Here is a 15329-nt window from a genome sequence, read left to right as displayed (position 1 = left end):
GGCTGCGGCTTAACGGTAGGGTGCATCGGCGGCAAGGTTCGCGGCGATCGCGCGCTCCCACTTGTCACCATTTTCAAGGAGCTTGGCCTTGTCGTAGATCAGCTCCTCGCGGGTTTCGGTCGAGAATTCGAAGTTCGGACCCTCGACGACCGCGTCCACCGGGCAGGCTTCCTGACAGAAGCCGCAATAGATGCACTTGGTCATGTCGATGTCGTAGCGCGTGGTGCGACGGCTGCCGTCCTCGCGCGGCTGCGCCTCGATGGTGATCGCCTGCGCCGGGCAGATGGCCTCGCACAGCTTGCACGCGATGCAGCGCTCTTCCCCATTGGGGTAGCGGCGCAGCGCATGCTCGCCCCGGAACCGCGGCGAGATCGGGTTCTTCTCATAGGGGTAGTTGATCGTCGCCTTGGGCTTGAAAAAATATTTCAAGGTCAGGGCGTGCGCCTTCACGAACTCCCAGAGGGTGAAGGACTTGACGTAGTAGCCGAGGCTCATTGAGCGCCTCCGTAACGCGTGAACATGAGGAAGCCCGAAACCAGGAAGACGAAGAAGAGCGAGGTCGGCAGGAAGATCTTCCAGCCCAGCCGCATCAGCTGGTCGTAACGGTAGCGGGGCACCGTCGCCTTCACCCAGGAGAAGACGAAGAAGAAGAAGGCGATCTTGGCGAGCAGCCAGATGATGCCCGGCACATAATAAAGCGGCGCCCAGTCGAGCGGCGGCAGATAGCCGCCCCAGAAGAGGATCGCGTTGAGCGCGCACATCAGGATGACGTTCGCATATTCGCCGAGCCAGAAGAGCGCGAAGGCCATGGACGAATATTCGGTCTGGTAACCCGCGACGAGTTCCGATTCCGCTTCTGTGAGGTCGAACGGCGCGCGACCGGTTTCCGCCATGGCGGAGATCAGGAACATGATCGCCATCGGGAAGAGCAGCGGGTTGAAGCCGTTGCCGTTCAGGAAGCCATAATAGCCCTTCTGGCTTTCGACGATCGCGGTCAGGTTGAAGCTGCCGGCCCAGAGCACGACGCAGACCAGGATGAAGCCGATCGAGACTTCATAGGAGATCATCTGCGCGCTGGCGCGGATCGCGGAATAGAAGGGATATTTGGAGTTGGACGCCCAGCCCGACAGCACGATGCCGTACACGCCAAGCGAGCTGACGGCCAGAATGTAGAGCAGTCCGACATTGATGTTGGCGACCACCACGCCGACCTGGAACGGGATCACCGCCCAGGCGATCAGCGCCACCGTGAAGGTGATGATCGGCGCGATCAGGAAGAGTGCGCGGTTCGCGGCCGACGGGATGATGGTTTCCTGAAGGAAGACCTTTGCGCCGTCCGCGAAGGACTGGAGCAGGCCAAAGGGACCGACGACGTTGGGACCACGGCGCAGCGCCATGGCCGCCCAGATCTTGCGGTCGGCATAGATGATCATCGCCACCGCCAGCATCAGCGGCAGGGCAATCACCAGAATGCCGATGATCGTGGAAAGCAGCCAGGCGCCTTCAAAGGGGAGGCCGAGATTTTGGAAGAAAGCGGTCACTCTGCGGCCTCCGCATAGGTCTCGCCATGGATCAGTTCGGCCGAGCATTGCTGCATCGTCGGGCTGGCGCGGCAGATGGCGTTGGTCAGGTAGAAATCCTTGATCGGCGAACCGAATTCACCGGTGGCGCCGGTCGGAAGCTTGGGGCTGGACCAGCCATAATCGGCCAGGCCCTCGACGCCCAGCGCCGGAACCGCCTTGGCCATTTCGGCGCGCAAAGCCTCGAAGCTGTCGAAAGGCAGGGTCGCGCCCAGCACTTCCGACAAGGCCCGCAGGATCGACCAGTCCTCGCGCGCGTCGCCCGGCGCGAACACGGCCTTTTCGCCACGCTGCACGCGGCCTTCCAGGTTGACGTAAGTGCCTGCCTTCTCCGCATAGCTCGCGCCCGGCAGGATCACGTCCGCCGCATGCGCTCCCTTGTCGCCATGGTGGCCGACATAGACCTTGAAGCTGTCCTCGAACGCCGAATAGTCGACTTCGTCCGCACCGAGCGAGAAAAGCAGCTTCGGCTTGGCCGCCGCCACCGCCTTGACGCCGCCCTGCGTCGCATAGCCGAGCATCAGCCCGCCCATGCGCGCCGCCGCGAAGTGCAGGACGTTATAGCCGTTCCAGCCATCCTTGATGAGGCCCAGCGTTTCGACCAGCGCCAGCGTGTCGCCATGTGCGCCGTCCTTGGCCAGCACGCCGCCGCCGACGATCATCGCCGGACGCGCGGCCTTGCCGAAGGCTTCCACCACTGCTTGCGGCAGCTTCGCGAGCAGCGAGGCGTCATTGCCCAGCCATTCGACCTTGTAGGTGAGGTCGACCTGCGGGCCGAGAGCGAAGACCTTGGCGCCCTTCTTGATCGCCTTGCGGATGCGGGTGTTCACCAGCGGCGCTTCCCAGCGCAGATTGGTGCCCACCAGCAGGATGACGTCGGCCGTCTCGATGCCGTTCAGGGTGGTATTGAAGTTGACCGCGCTCAGGCTGGACACGTCATAGGCAAGGCCGGTCTGACGCCCTTCCAGCATGGTGCCGCCGAGCCGTTCGACCAGCAGCTTGCCGGCGAACATCGTCTCGCAATCGAGCAGGTCACCCGCCAGCGCCGCAACGCTGCCGCCATGCTGGACCGCGGCGATGGCGGCAAAGGCCTCTGCCCAGGTCACCGGAACCAGCTTGCCGTCCTTGCGCACGAACGGCTTGTCCAGACGCTTGCGGACCAGCCCGTCGACATTGTGCCGGGTCTTGTCGCTCGCCCACTCCTCGTTCACATCATCGTTGATGCGCGGCACGGCGCGCAGCACCTGGCGGCCGCGGCTGTCGAGGCGGATGTTGGTGCCGACAGCGTCCATAACGTCGATGGCATGGGTCTTCTTCAGTTCCCAGGGACGCGCCTCGAACGCATAGGGCTTCGACGTCAGCGCGCCGACCGGGCAGAGATCGACCACATTGCCCGACAGCTCGCTCTTGGCGGCATGTTCGAGATAGGTGGTGATCTGCATATTCTCGCCGCGATAGATGGCGCCGATTTCCGGCACGCCCGCGACTTCCTCGGCAAAGCGCACGCAGCGGGTGCACTGGATGCAGCGGGTCATGACCGTCTTGACGATCGGACCCATATATTTCTCGGTAACGGCGCGCTTATTCTCTTCGAAGCGGCTGCCGCCACGGCCATAGGCCACCGACTGGTCCTGCAGGTCGCACTCGCCGCCCTGGTCACAGATCGGGCAGTCGAGCGGGTGATTGATGAGCAGGAACTCCATCACCCCCTCACGCGCCTTCTTCACCATCTCGGTCTGGGTGAAGATTTCCTGATTTTCGGCAGCGGGGAGCGCGCAGCTTGCCTGCGGCTTGGGCGGCCCAGGCTTCACCTCGACCAGGCACATGCGGCAATTGCCCGCAATGCTGAGGCGCTCATGATAGCAGAAGCGCGGGATTTCCTTGCCCGCCAGCTCGCAGGCCTGGAGGACCGTCGCGCCCGCCGGAACTTCGAGTTCTACGCCGTCTACTTTGACCTTCGGCATGGTTACTCCGCTGCCTCCATGACCGGGGCGTTACCCTTGTTCTCATTGATCCGGCGCTCGATCTCAGGCCGGAAATGCCGGATCAGGCCCTGGATCGGCCAGGCCGCCGCGTCGCCGAGCGCGCAGATGGTGTGGCCTTCGACCTGCTTGGTGACCTGGAACAGCATGTCGATCTCGCTCTGGTCGGCATCGCCGGTGCGCAGCCGCTCCATCACCCGCCACATCCAGCCGGTGCCTTCGCGGCAGGGCGTGCACTGGCCGCAGCTCTCATGCTTGTAGAAGTAGGAGAGGCGCGAAATGGCGCGGACGATGTCGGTCGACTTGTCCATGACGATGACGGCAGCGGTGCCAAGGCCGGAGCCCAGCGCCCGCAGGCCGTCGAAATCCATCGGCGCGTCCATGATCTCCTTGGCCGGCACCAGCGGCACAGAGGAGCCGCCGGGGATCACCGCCAGCAGATTGTCCCAGCCGCCGCGAATGCCGCCGCAATGCCGGTCGATCAGTTCCTTGAAGCTGATGCCCATCGATTCCTCGACGACGCAGGGCTTGTTCACATGGCCGCTGATCTGGAAGAGCTTGGTGCCCTTGTTGTTCTCCCGCCCGAAGCTGGAGAACCATGCGGCTCCGCGACGCAGGATGGTCGGCGCGACCGCGATCGATTCGACGTTGTTGACCGTGGTCGGGCAGCCATAGAGGCCAGCGCCGGCCGGGAAAGGCGGCTTGAGCCGGGGCTGGCCCTTCTTGCCCTCCAGGCTTTCGATCTGCGCGGTTTCCTCGCCGCAGATATAGGCGCCCGCGCCGCGATGGACGAAGACGTCGAAATCATAGCCCGAACCGCAGGCATTCTTGCCGAGGAAGCCCTTTTCATAGGCCTGCTCGACGGCAGCGAAGAGCACCTTCGCCTCGTAGATGAACTCGCCCCGAATATAGATGTACGCCGCGCGCGCCCGCATCGCGAAACCGGCGACCAGCGCGCCTTCGATCAGTTTGTGCGGATCGTGGCGGATGATCTCCCGATCCTTGCAGCTACCCGGCTCGGACTCGTCGGCGTTGATGACGAGGAAGCTCGGACGACCGTCCCTGCTTTCCTTGGGCATGAAGCTCCACTTCATGCCGGTCGGGAAGCCCGCGCCGCCACGGCCGCGCAGGCCGGACGCCTTGATGCGCTCGATGATCTCGTCCTGGCCGATTTCCAGCAGCTTCTTGGTATTATCCCAATCGCCGCGCTTGATCGCCGCGTCGATGCCCCAGTCCTGGAAGCCATAGACGTTGGTGAAGATGCGATCCTTGTCGCTGAGAGGCGCAATCACGTCGCTCATGCCTCCGCTCCCACATTCCATTGGCCGCGATAATCGTGATTTTCGCTGACCATTTCCCTGAGGGTCGTCGGCCCACCTTCCGGCGCGCTCGTCTGACGCTCGATCTGCGGCCCGATCTTGGGCTGCTTGCCAGCGGCGAGATCGTCGAGGATCGCGCTCATGCTGTCATAGGTCAGGTCTTCGAAATTATCGTCGTTGATCTGGACCATCGGCGCATTGGCGCAGGCGCCCAGACACTCGACCTCCGTCAGCGTGAACAGGCCGTCCGGCGTGGTGCCGCCCTTGACCAGACCCTTGTTCTTGCAGGCCGAAAACACGTCGTCGGAGCCGCGCAGCATGCAGGGCGTCGTGCCGCAGACCTGCACATGATAGCGGCCGACCGGCGCCAGATTATACATGGTGTAGAAGGTCGCGACCTCGTAAACGCGCATGTACGGCATTTCGAGCTGGTCGGCGATATATTCCATCACCGGCACCGGCAGCCAGCCGTTGGTCTGCGTTTCCACGCCGACCTGACGCTGGGCGAGGTCGAGCAGCGGCATCACCGCCGACTGCTGACGGCCGGCGGGATAGCGGGCGATGACCTTCTTCGCCTGTTCGGCATTTTCGGTCGTCCACGCGAACGCGCCCCAGCGCGCGCGCGTTTCGGCCTCGTCCGGGATATGAACTGCGTCAGCCATTAGCGGTCACATTCTCCAAACACGATGTCCATGGCGCCCAGGACAGCGGTTGTGTCGGCCAGCATGTGGCCCTTCATCATGAAATCCATCGCCTGCAGGTGGCTAAAGGCGGTCGGACGGATCTTGCAGCGATAGGGCTTGTTGGAGCCGTCCGCGACCAGATAGACGCCGAACTCGCCCTTGGGGCTTTCGGTGGCGACATAGACTTCGCCCGCCGGGACGTGGAAGCCCTCGGTATAGAGCTTGAAGTGATGGATCAGCGCTTCCATCGAGCGCTTCATTTCGCCACGCTTGGGCGGCGAAACCTTGCGGTCGAAGCTGGCGATCGGCCCTTCCGGCATTTCGTTGAGGCACTGCTTCATGATCCGCGCGGACTGGCGGACTTCCTCGACCCGCACCATGAACCGGTCATAGCAGTCGAAATTGGTACCGACCGGAACGTCGAATTCCATCCGGTCATAAACGTCATAGGGCTGCGCCTTGCGGATATCCCAGGGGATACCGGAGCCACGGATCATCGGCCCGGAGAAGCCCCATTTCAGCGCGTCTTCCTTGCTAACCACGGCGATGTCGACGTTGCGCTGCTTGAAGATGCGGTTGTCGACCACCAGGCTCATCGCGTCTTCGAACAGGCGCGGCAGGCGGGTGTCGAGCCAGTCGGCAATGTCGGTCAGCAGCTTGAGCGGCACATCCTGATGCACGCCGCCCGGCCGGAAATAGGCCGAGTGCATGCGGGCGCCCGAAGCGCGCTCGAAGAAGTTGAGGCAATCCTCGCGAATTTCAAACAGCCACAGGTTCGGCGTCATCGCGCCTACGTCCATGACGTGCGAACCCAGGTTCAGCATGTGATTGCAGATGCGGGTCAGTTCCGCGAAGAACACGCGCAGATATTGCGCGCGCAGCGGCACTTCCAGGTCCAGCAGCTTTTCGATGGCAAGGACATAGCTATGCTCCATGCCCAGCGGCGAACAATAGTCCAACCGGTCGAAATAGGGCAGCGCCTGGAGATAGGTCTTGTATTCGATCAGCTTTTCGGTGCCGCGATGCAGCAGCCCGACATGCGGGTCGCAGCGCTCGACGATCTCCCCGTCCAGCTCCATGACCAGGCGCAGCACGCCGTGCGCAGCGGGATGCTGCGGACCGAAGTTGATCGTATAGTTCTGGATTTCCGTATCGCCGAACGACGGGTCCGCCGCATCGGTAACATGGTCCAGCTTTTCCAGATAATCGGACATCAGGCCTTGTCCTCGGACTTCTTGTTCGCCTCGCTGTCGGCCGGCTCCCCTGCCCCGCTGACGCCTGGCTTATCGGTCGTCTTGGGCGTGCCGCCCTTGGGAGCGGCGGGCGGCGGCGGAGCGGCGGCGGGCGTTGGAGCACCGGGCGCCTGTGGCGCCTTCTCATCGCCCGGCAGCACATATTGCGCGCCTTCCCACGGGCTCATGAAATCGAACTGGCGGAAATCCTGCGCCAGCTTCACCGGCTTGTAGACGACACGCTTGTCCTCTTCGGAATACCACATCTCGACATAGCCGGTCAGCGGGAAGTCCTTGCGCTGCGGATGGCCCTTGAAACCATAGTCGGTCAGGATGCGGCGCAGGTCGGCATTGCCCTCGAAGATGACGCCGTACATGTCGAACACCTCCCGCTCCAGCCAGCCGGCGACCGGCCAGATGTGCGTGACGGTGGGAACAGGCATGTCCTCATCGGTCTGTACCTTGACCCGAACGCGGTGGTTCCGCGTGACGCTCAGCAGATGATAGCAGACCTCGAACCGCTCCGGGCGGTCGGGATAGTCGACGCCGGCGATTTCCATCAGCTGCTGATATTGCGCGCGGTCGCGCAGCAGGACCATCGCGTCCGCCAGCTTTTCCCGAACGACGGTGAAGCTCAGCTCATCGGCATGGTCGACGGTTTCGACCAGCATCGATCCCAGCAGGCCGGCAATTTCCTGCGCGATCCCGTCTATGGTCGCGATTCTAGGAGCAGAATGACCCATATCAGCGCTCAATCGTCCCGATGCGGCGGATTTTCCGCTGCAGCTGCATTACGCCATAGAGCAGGGCTTCCGCGGTCGGCGGGCAACCCGGCACATAGATGTCGACCGGCACGATGCGGTCGCAGCCGCGCACCACCGAATAGCTGTAGTGATAATAGCCGCCCCCGTTCGCGCAGCTGCCCATCGAAATCACATATTTCGGATTGGACATCTGGTCGTAAACCTTGCGCAACGCCGGAGCCATCTTGTTGCACAGGGTGCCTGCCACGATCATCACGTCGGACTGGCGCGGGGAAGCCCGCGGCGCGGCGCCGAAGCGCTCCATGTCGTAACGCGGCATGTTGACGTGGATCATCTCCACCGCGCAACAGGCGAGGCCAAAGGTCATCCACCAGAGCGAGCCGGTGCGAGCCCATTGGAACAGTTCCTCTGTCGAGGTGACCAGGAAGCCCTTGTCGCTCACCTCGCTGTTCAACGCGTTGAAGAAATCCTGGTCGGGCTGGGTTCCGGCGGGCAGCAGGGTGCCAGGCGCGGGCCGCTCAAGTTCTACTCCCAATCGAGTGCTCCCTTCTTCCACGCATAGACGAGGCCGAGCACCAGCTCCGCTATGAAGATCATCATCGTCGCCCAGCCGGCCCAGCCGATCTGCTGCAGGCTGACCGCCCAGGGGTAGAGAAACGCCGCCTCCAGATCGAAGATGATGAACAGGATCGCGACGAGATAGAATCGCACGTCGAACTGGCTGCGCGGTTCCTCGAACGCCGGGAAACCGCATTCATATTCGCTGAGCTTGGCCGGGTCGGGCTGATGCGCGCCGGTAAGGCGCCCCACCAGCATCGGCAGGAACACGAACGCGCTAGAAAGCAGCAAGGCGATCCCGAGAAAGATCAGGATCGGCAGATATTGGGCTAGATCGACCAACGGAATCCCCTGGGCGAAAATGATTTACGGCCGCGCTTTAGGCCCGCTGCATATGCGAAGCAAGGCCCGGAGGCATGAGAATGATTCGCAACAATTGCTGCTATGTCTTCACGCTATCAAAGGCCCTGCCTCAGCGCAGCGCTCCAGCCACCAACTTATGCAATTTGCTGTGGATGGCATCGTTGCCGGCGATCACTTCCTTGCGCTCGATCGGCTGGTCACCGCCGCGGAAGTCGGACACGAAGCCGCCCGCCTCCCGCACCATCAGCAGGCCCGCCGCGACGTCCCAAGGCTGAAGGCCGCTCTCCCAGAAGCCGTCATAGCGACCGGAGGCGACATGGGCGAGGTCCAGCGATGCCGCGCCGAACCGGCGGATGCCGGCCACCGAAGGAGCGACCGCCCCGAAGATGCGCGTCCATTGCGCGAAATCGCCATGTCCCAGGAAGGGGATGCCCGTGGCGATCAGGCAATCACCCAGATCACGCCGCGCCGAAACGCGCAGCCGCTGGTCGTGGCGCCAGGCGCCCCTGCTCTTTTCCGCCCAATAGCTTTCGTCGGTCACCGGCTGATAGACGAGGCCGGTCGTCACCTCCCGCTTGCCGCCATACAGCGGCTCCTCGACTGCGATGGAGATCGCGAAGTGCGGGATGCCGTGGAGGAAATTGCTGGTGCCGTCGAGCGGATCGATGATCCAGCGCGGCTTGTTGGGGTCGCCGGCGATCTCGCCACCTTCCTCCAGCAGGAAGCCCCAGTCGGGCCGGGCCTTCTGCAATTCCTCGACCAGCGTCTTTTCCGCCTGCTGGTCGGCCTTGGACACGAAGTCCGCCGGTCCCTTGCGCGACACCTGCAGATGTTCGACCTCGCCAAAGTCGCGGCGCAGCCTGGAGCCTGCCTTGCGCGCGGCGCGTTCCATGACGGTCAAGAGGCCCGAGTGCGATACCATTTTTTTGTCTCCCCCCTCCCGCAGAGGGAGGGGCCGGGGGTGGGCGGCCGGGTCAGCGGCCTTTTTGAAAACGGAAAGGGCAGGAAGCTCGCTTATGCTCGCCACCCACCCCTTGACCCCTCCCGCCAGCGGGAGGGGGAATCGGATATCAATCCGCGCGCTTCACATATTCGCGCTCATACACGTCGACGACGATGCGCGTGCCGGTGACGATGTGCGGCGGCACCATGACGCGCACGCCATTGTCGAGGATGGCGGGCTTGTAGCTCGCCGAAGCGGTCTGCCCCTTCACCACGGCATCGGCCTCCACGACGGTCGCCTCGACCGTTTCGGGAAGCTGCACGGAGATCGGGCGTTCCTCATACATTTCCAGCATGACCATCATGCCGTCCTGCAGGAAGGCCGATGCGTCGCCCACCAGATCCTGGGGCAGGTTGATCTGCTCATAGGTTTCCGTGTCCATGAAGACGAGCATGTCGCCTTCCGCATAGAGATACTGGAAATCCTTGGTGTCGAGGCGGATGCGCTCCACCGTCTCGGCGGAACGGAAGCGGACATTGTTCTTGCGCCCGTCGATCAGGTTCTTCAGTTCCACCTGCATATAGGCGCCGCCCTTGCCGGGCTGGGTATGCTGGATCTTCACGGCGCGCCAGAGGCTGCCGTCATATTCGATGTTGTTGCCGGGACGAATCTCGACGCCGCTGATCTTCATGGGAAGAGCCTGCCTATATGTCTGAAGGTGAAAAGAGCCGGCCTCTGGAGGCTGGCCGCGCCCTTACATGGATGAGGGCGAAAGGGCAAGAGGCGGCGCCTATCGCCTTGCCGCCAGCAACGGATAGGGATTGATCGCCCGCCCGCCATGCCAGGGTTCTCCCGGACGCATTTCATGCACCGCGAAGTGCAGATGCGGCGCCGCCGGATCTGCATTGCCCGTGCTGCCGACGCTTGCGATGCGCTGTCCGCGCCTTACCGCCTGCCCTTCCGCGAGATCCGGCGCATAGCTGTCCAGATGCGCATAATAATAGATGCGCCGACCGTCCGCCGACCGTTCATAGATCGTGCGCCCGCCCTCCCCGCTCCAGAACAGCTTTTCGATCCGTCCGTCCGCCGCCGCCAGCACCGCCCTGCCCCGCGCCGCCATGATGTCGATCGCATCATGCGGGCGCGCGCCGCTTGCCCGCGCCTGGGTGAAGCTGTCGTTGAGCGCGGAGGGCGGCACGCCTTCGACCGGGATCAGCAATCCCCCTGCCCGCACCGTCGCGGGACGGGACGGCTCGGGCGCTCCCGCCGGGACGATCCGCACGCAACTGCGCAGCACGGCAGCGCCGACCAGCACGGCCAGGCCGATACCGGCCCAACCGCGCGCCCTCATGGCTGGAATACCGCCTTGACGCCGGACTTCACCATCTGCGCCAGCCGGGCGGCATCCCAATTGGTGAGCCGGATGCAGCCATGGCTTTCTGTCCGCCCGATCAACTGCGGCTCGGGCGTGCCGTGGATGCCGTAATGCGGTTTGGAAAGGTCGATCCACACCACGCCCACAGGGCCGTTGGGACCAGGCTTCAACACCGCCTTCTGATCGGTCGAGGCCGCATCCCAGAACAGGTTGGGATTATAATGGAAGTCAGGATTGCGGCTCAATCCCTTGATTTCCCATGTTCCGATTGGCAGGGGATCGTGCTGCGACCCCATGGTGGCGGGGAATTGGGCAATGAGTCGATTGTCGGCGTCATAGGCCCTCAGCACCCCGTCCGACTTGTCGACGACTATATGGTCGGCCTGCGGCTGGTCCCGGGCGACGGCAAGGCTCGCAAGCGTCGCGCCCCATCCCCGCTCGTCCCCCTCGATCCGGGCGACGGGCTGGTTGGCGATGGCGGGCACGCGGACCGTGGCGCCTGGCCCGATCCTGCTGTTCGGCGGGTTGAGCGCGACCAGCGCCTCCGGCCGGGTGTGGAAACGCTCCGCCAGCTTTTCCAGCAGATTGCGATAGCCGAGCGCGGGCAGCTTCGCCTGATCGTTGAGATCCCTGGGGATGGCGTAGAACGGGCCGCGGGCAAACGCGGCGGGTATCTTCACCAGCCAGGTGGCAGGAGGCGGCCTGTCACCCAGAAGGGCCTTTGCCGTCGCGTCATCATATTGCCCCGTGGGCGGCAGGCCCCTGGCCTCCTGAAAACCCTTGAGCGCGGTGGAGAAGGACATGCCCTCCTTTCCATCCAGCACGCCCGGCGAGAAGCCGGCCCTGTCCAGCGCCACCTGCGCCTGCAACACCCGATCCGCACGCGCTGGCGCACCGACCGGCTCTGGCAGGATGACGAAGGCGTAGGGATCGCCGGCTGGCGCGGACGGGCGCGAGGCGGTCTCCTTCGTCTGCTTGGCCGGCGCGGTCTCGTTCGCGTCCGTCACCGTCATATTGCAGGCCGCACAGAGCAGCGTCAGGATCAGCGGACAGGTTTTCAAGGCGATACTCTCCCTATTTTGGCCCTGTTGTGGCCCTATTGCGGGAGAGAAAACGCGTGAAATGCGGGAAAGCTGCCTGCCTGCTTTCCTGGCCGCCTTCCTGACATGCGCCTGCCAGGGCAGGAGCGGGAGAAACTATGGCTGCGCCAGCACCGGCCCGAACGCCGCCACGCCCGCCTGCGGCCCCTGCGGATGGGCCCATACCGCCGAACTCACCGCCAGGAAATCCGCGCCGGCCTTCACCAGCGGCGCGGCATTGTCCGGCGTGATCCCGCCGATCGCCACGCAGGGCAGTTCGAACAATGCGGTCCACCAGCCCAGGATAGACGGGTCAGGCCGGTGGAGCGTTTCCTTGGTGGTCGTGGGAAAGAAGGCACCGAAAGCGACATAGTCTGCGCCCGCCTCCCCCGCCTCCATCGCCAGATGGCGGCTGTCATGGCAGGTGATGCCGATCTGCACCGAAGGACCGAGCAGCTTGCGCGCCTCACGCGCATCGCCGTCGCCCTGCCCCAGATGGACGCCATCGGCGCCCAGGCGCTTTGCCAGCGTCATGCTGTCATTGATGATGAAGGCCACGTCCCGATCCGCGCAGAGCCTTTGCAGCGGCTCTGCGGCGCGGGCGACGGCATCTTCGTCGAGTCCCTTCAACCGCAACTGGAAGGCCGCAACCCCGCCGCCGTCAAAGGCAGCGGCAAGGTTGCCGACAAAGCCCGTGTCGATTGCCGGCGGGGAAATCAGATAGAGCTGACAGGGCGGCCGCCGGTCGTTGCTGTCGAACCGGGCCGCAAAATCGGGATCGAGCGCCAGCTCTTCATCGGTAAAGTCGGTCATGGGCTTCGCCTTAGCCGCTTTTGATGGCGTTGGAAAAGGGTGGAGCCGATCCGCCCTCGCCTGCGTTCCTCCCGCATGATCAGGATGGGATGTTCGGGATGGAATTACCGAGATTGGCGCGGCCACTTCTACCCGGAAAAAATGGCGGCGATCATGACGCGCAGGCGATTATCGATGCCCGCATCTTGAAGGAGTTGACGGAGGGCAGTTAGTCTTTGCCCTGCCGGAGCCGAACCGTGCTCCTGCGAAGGCACTCGAACGAAACAGGCGGCTCGCGAGGGCCCTGTTCAGCCGCTGCGGCCATTAACTGGCGTCGAAACTGGGCTCCTGCCTTCGCAGGAGCACGTTGCGCCTTGGCCGTATGACGGCCACGAACGCTTAACCCGCGCTCGCGGCCGTCATCATGGATCAGGCCGCCTTCTGGGTCGAAGCGCCGTGGATCTCGTCGATCGCTTCGCCCAGCGAGGCGTTGAACTCGGCGTCGCTCATCTGGTGACGCAGGTCATTCAGCAGCGCACGGCTGAAGCTGGCGATGATGCCGCGATTCCTGGCCAGCTCTTTGCAGGCTTCCGAACGCGAAAAACCGCCCGAAAGCGCCACGACGCGCAGCACGCGGGGATGATCGACCAGCGGATCGAACAGGCCGGCCTTGGTCGGCAGCGACAGCTTCAGCATCACCTTGTCGTCGCCCGGCAGCGCGTCGAGATTCTTGAGGATCTCTTCCAGCAGGATCTGGTCCGCCTCGGCACGTTCGGGGCTCTTGATATTCACTTCCGGCTCGATGATCGGGACCAGGCCCGCGGCCAGAACCTGGCGTCCGACCTCGAACTGCTGCTTCACCACGGCGGCGATGCCCTCCCGATTGGCGAGGTTGATCACCGAACGCTCCTTGGTGCCGAACACGCCCAGCGCCTTGGCGCGGTGCAGCAGCGTGTCGAGCCCCGGATTGGGCTTCATCAACTGCACGCCGTTCGCTTCGTCCTCCAGGCCCTTGTCGATCTTGATGAAGGGCACCACGCCGCGCTCGATCAGCGCCTGCGGCACGGATTTGCCGCCCGCTTCGCCGTCCATGGTGCGCTCGAACAGGATCGCGCCCAGCACCTTTTCACCCGAAAAGACCGGCGCGGTGATGATGCGGCTGCGCATGTCGTGGATCAGTGCGAACATCTCCTCTTCGCTGCCCCATGCATCTTCCTCGATGCCATAGCCCTTCAGCGCCTTGGGCGTCGATCCGCCGCTCTGGTCGAGCGCCGCGATGAAGCCGTTGCCGCCCTCGATCTTCGCCTTCATGTCCTCGAACTGCATCTGCACATACCTCTTCGTTGGATGCGCCGCCCTCCCGGCAGCGCGTCTAGGGGAAAGGACGCCCTTGCACGGCGTCCACGGTCGAGCCGGACCGGCCACTCTCCACAGGCCGGTCCCGCAATCCGGTTCAGGCCATCAGCGCCTTCACGCCCGGCAACTCCTTGCCTTCCATCCATTCCAGGAAAGCGCCGCCGGCGGTCGAGACGAAGCTGAAATCGCCAGCCACGCCGGCATGATTGAGCGCCGCGACGGTGTCGCCACCGCCCGCGACGGAGGTCAGGCCGCCTTCCTTGGTGAGCGCGGCGGCCGTCTTCGCCAGTGCCACGGTCGCCTTGTCGAAGGGCGCGATCTCGAACGCGCCGAGCGGACCGTTCCACACGAGCGTCCGGCAATTCTTGATCGCGTCGCCCAGCGCCTCGACAGCGGCGGGGCCGACGTCGAGGATCATCTCGTCCTCCGCCACTTCATGCACGTTGCACGTGCGCAAGGACGGCGGATTGGCGGCGAATTCCTTCGCCACGACGACATCATAGGGCAGATGGATGGTGCAACCCGCCGCTTCCGCCTTGTCGAATATCGCGTCCGCGGTCTGCGCCAGGTCCTTCTCGCACAGCGACTTGCCGACATCCACGCCGCGCGCGAACAGGAAGGTGTTGGCCATGCCGCCGCCGATGATGAGATGATCGACCCTGGCGACCAGGTTGTTGAGCACGTCGAGCTTCGTCGAAACCTTCGCGCCACCGACGACCGCGGCGACCGGCTTCACCGGCTCGCCCAGCGCGGCCTGCAGCGCGTCCAGTTCCTTTTCCATCGAACGGCCGGCGAAGGCAGGCAGCTTGTGCGCCAGCCCCTCGGTCGAGGCATGCGCGCGGTGCGCAGCGGAGAAGGCGTCGTTGACGTACAAGTCGCCAATCGCGGCCATCGCATCCACCAGCGCCGGATCATTCTTTTCCTCGCCGGGATGGAAGCGGGTGTTTTCCAGAATGGCGATGTCGCCGGGACGCATCACAGCGATGCCGTCAACCGCAGCCTCCCCCTGGCAGTCGGGAATGAACTGCACCTCGCGGCCCAGCACGGCGCTGAGCGGGCGAGTGATCTTGGAAAGCGAAAATTCGGGGTTCTTCTGGCCCTTGGGGCGACCGAAATGCGCGAGGATCAGCACCTTGGCACCGCGATCCGCCAGCTCCAGCACAGTGGGCATCGCCGCGCGCAGGCGGGTGTCGTCGGAGACGGAACCATCCTGCATCGGCACGTTCAGATCCTCGCGCACCAGCACCACCTTGCCCGTGATGTCTCCCATGTCGTCGAGTGTCTTGAACGGCTTTGCCATGAT

The 15329-nt window shown here is 64.0% G+C and carries 16 protein-coding genes; all 16 read right to left on the bottom strand.

Features of this window, described 5'->3' with window-relative positions:
* Positions 1 to 9 precede the first annotated feature (9 nt).
* The 16 genes from nuoI to ACN9MX_RS02515 all read right to left on the bottom strand — a co-directional run bounded on the left by nuoI (position 10) and on the right by ACN9MX_RS02515 (position 15326).
* Complete coding sequence (gene nuoI, locus ACN9MX_RS02590) at positions 10 to 495, bottom strand: NADH-quinone oxidoreductase subunit NuoI (RefSeq protein WP_022682896.1); 486 nt, start codon at positions 493 to 495, stop codon at positions 10 to 12.
* Positions 492 to 1541, bottom strand: coding sequence for an NADH-quinone oxidoreductase subunit NuoH (nuoH, locus tag ACN9MX_RS02585; RefSeq protein ID WP_363825310.1), 1050 nt, complete (start codon positions 1539 to 1541; stop codon positions 492 to 494). The genes nuoI and nuoH overlap by 4 nt, the downstream gene beginning before the upstream one ends.
* Positions 1538 to 3544: an NADH-quinone oxidoreductase subunit NuoG gene (gene nuoG / locus ACN9MX_RS02580; protein WP_363825308.1), complete on the bottom strand. Its 2007-nt coding sequence runs from the start codon at positions 3542 to 3544 to the stop codon at positions 1538 to 1540. The genes nuoH and nuoG overlap by 4 nt, the downstream gene beginning before the upstream one ends.
* Before the next feature lie 2 nt (positions 3545 to 3546).
* Complete coding sequence (gene nuoF, locus ACN9MX_RS02575) at positions 3547 to 4863, bottom strand: NADH-quinone oxidoreductase subunit NuoF (protein ID WP_363735200.1); 1317 nt, start codon at positions 4861 to 4863, stop codon at positions 3547 to 3549.
* Positions 4860 to 5543 (bottom strand): NADH-quinone oxidoreductase subunit NuoE, encoded by a 684-nt coding sequence (nuoE, locus tag ACN9MX_RS02570; protein WP_363825305.1) that lies wholly within the window; start codon positions 5541 to 5543, stop codon positions 4860 to 4862. The genes nuoF and nuoE overlap by 4 nt, the downstream gene beginning before the upstream one ends.
* Complete coding sequence (locus ACN9MX_RS02565) at positions 5543 to 6778, bottom strand: NADH-quinone oxidoreductase subunit D (protein WP_363825303.1); 1236 nt, start codon at positions 6776 to 6778, stop codon at positions 5543 to 5545. The genes nuoE and ACN9MX_RS02565 overlap by 1 nt, the downstream gene beginning before the upstream one ends.
* Positions 6778 to 7539: an NADH-quinone oxidoreductase subunit C gene (locus ACN9MX_RS02560; protein WP_363825300.1), complete on the bottom strand. Its 762-nt coding sequence runs from the start codon at positions 7537 to 7539 to the stop codon at positions 6778 to 6780. Before ACN9MX_RS02560 ends, ACN9MX_RS02565 begins: the two co-directional genes overlap by 1 nt.
* 1 nt (position 7540) lies before the next feature.
* On the bottom strand, positions 7541 to 8095 hold the full coding sequence (locus tag ACN9MX_RS02555) for a NuoB/complex I 20 kDa subunit family protein (protein WP_022682903.1): 555 nt from the start codon (positions 8093 to 8095) through the stop codon (positions 7541 to 7543).
* Entirely contained in the window at positions 8086 to 8460 is a 375-nt protein-coding gene (locus tag ACN9MX_RS02550) for an NADH-quinone oxidoreductase subunit A (protein ID WP_133651754.1), read from the bottom strand. Before ACN9MX_RS02550 ends, ACN9MX_RS02555 begins: the two co-directional genes overlap by 10 nt.
* Before the next feature lie 130 nt (positions 8461 to 8590).
* Complete coding sequence (locus tag ACN9MX_RS02545; protein ID WP_363735205.1) at positions 8591 to 9403, bottom strand: inositol monophosphatase family protein; 813 nt, start codon at positions 9401 to 9403, stop codon at positions 8591 to 8593.
* Positions 9404 to 9551: 148 nt separating this feature from the next.
* The gene (gene efp / locus ACN9MX_RS02540; protein WP_025549544.1) at positions 9552 to 10115 is read right to left on the bottom strand and encodes an elongation factor P; all 564 of its coding nucleotides are present in this window, start codon (positions 10113 to 10115) and stop codon (positions 9552 to 9554) included.
* A gap of 99 nt (positions 10116 to 10214) precedes the next feature.
* The gene (locus tag ACN9MX_RS02535; RefSeq protein ID WP_363825298.1) at positions 10215 to 10775 is read right to left on the bottom strand and encodes a M23 family metallopeptidase; all 561 of its coding nucleotides are present in this window, start codon (positions 10773 to 10775) and stop codon (positions 10215 to 10217) included.
* Positions 10772 to 11860 (bottom strand): L,D-transpeptidase family protein, encoded by a 1089-nt coding sequence (locus ACN9MX_RS02530; RefSeq protein WP_363825295.1) that lies wholly within the window; start codon positions 11858 to 11860, stop codon positions 10772 to 10774. Before ACN9MX_RS02530 ends, ACN9MX_RS02535 begins: the two co-directional genes overlap by 4 nt.
* Before the next feature lie 135 nt (positions 11861 to 11995).
* A complete protein-coding gene (thiE, locus tag ACN9MX_RS02525; protein ID WP_363825292.1) occupies positions 11996 to 12691 on the bottom strand; it encodes a thiamine phosphate synthase in 696 nt (231 codons plus the stop codon).
* Positions 12692 to 13099: 408 nt separating this feature from the next.
* A complete protein-coding gene (locus ACN9MX_RS02520) occupies positions 13100 to 13996 on the bottom strand; it encodes a fructose bisphosphate aldolase (RefSeq protein ID WP_363826585.1) in 897 nt (298 codons plus the stop codon).
* 127 nt (positions 13997 to 14123) lie between these two features.
* Positions 14124 to 15326 carry a phosphoglycerate kinase gene (locus ACN9MX_RS02515; RefSeq protein ID WP_363825289.1) on the bottom strand — a complete coding sequence of 401 codons (1203 nt, stop codon included), beginning with the start codon at positions 15324 to 15326 and terminating at the stop codon, positions 14124 to 14126.
* Positions 15327 to 15329 lie beyond the last annotated feature (3 nt).

It is taken from the genome of Sphingobium sp. R-21, from assembly GCF_049913335.1.
Taxonomy (GTDB): domain Bacteria; phylum Pseudomonadota; class Alphaproteobacteria; order Sphingomonadales; family Sphingomonadaceae; genus Sphingobium.
This window is presented reverse-complemented; position numbering and strand designations above follow the sequence as displayed.

Bases quoted from the DNA above. Each gene is read 5' to 3' on its own strand.
- ACN9MX_RS02565 (WP_363825303.1), bottom strand. From the start codon at position 6,778: ATGTCCGATTATCTGGAAAAGCTGGACCATGTTACCGATGCGGCGGAC.
- ACN9MX_RS02560 (WP_363825300.1), bottom strand. From the start codon at position 7,539: ATGGGTCATTCTGCTCCTAGAATCGCGACCATAGACGGGATCGCGCAG.
- ACN9MX_RS02515 (WP_363825289.1), bottom strand. From the start codon at position 15,326: ATGGCAAAGCCGTTCAAGACACTCGACGACATGGGAGACATCACGGGC.
- efp (WP_025549544.1), bottom strand. From the start codon at position 10,115: ATGAAGATCAGCGGCGTCGAGATTCGTCCCGGCAACAACATCGAATAT.
- nuoI (WP_022682896.1), bottom strand. From the start codon at position 495: ATGAGCCTCGGCTACTACGTCAAGTCCTTCACCCTCTGGGAGTTCGTG.
- ACN9MX_RS02535 (WP_363825298.1), bottom strand. From the start codon at position 10,775: ATGAGGGCGCGCGGTTGGGCCGGTATCGGCCTGGCCGTGCTGGTCGGC.
- nuoE (WP_363825305.1), bottom strand. From the start codon at position 5,543: ATGGCTGACGCAGTTCATATCCCGGACGAGGCCGAAACGCGCGCGCGC.
- ACN9MX_RS02520 (WP_363826585.1), bottom strand. From the start codon at position 13,996: ATGCAGTTCGAGGACATGAAGGCGAAGATCGAGGGCGGCAACGGCTTC.
- nuoF (WP_363735200.1), bottom strand. From the start codon at position 4,863: ATGAGCGACGTGATTGCGCCTCTCAGCGACAAGGATCGCATCTTCACC.
- nuoG (WP_363825308.1), bottom strand. From the start codon at position 3,544: ATGCCGAAGGTCAAAGTAGACGGCGTAGAACTCGAAGTTCCGGCGGGC.
- ACN9MX_RS02545 (WP_363735205.1), bottom strand. From the start codon at position 9,403: ATGGTATCGCACTCGGGCCTCTTGACCGTCATGGAACGCGCCGCGCGC.
- thiE (WP_363825292.1), bottom strand. From the start codon at position 12,691: ATGACCGACTTTACCGATGAAGAGCTGGCGCTCGATCCCGATTTTGCG.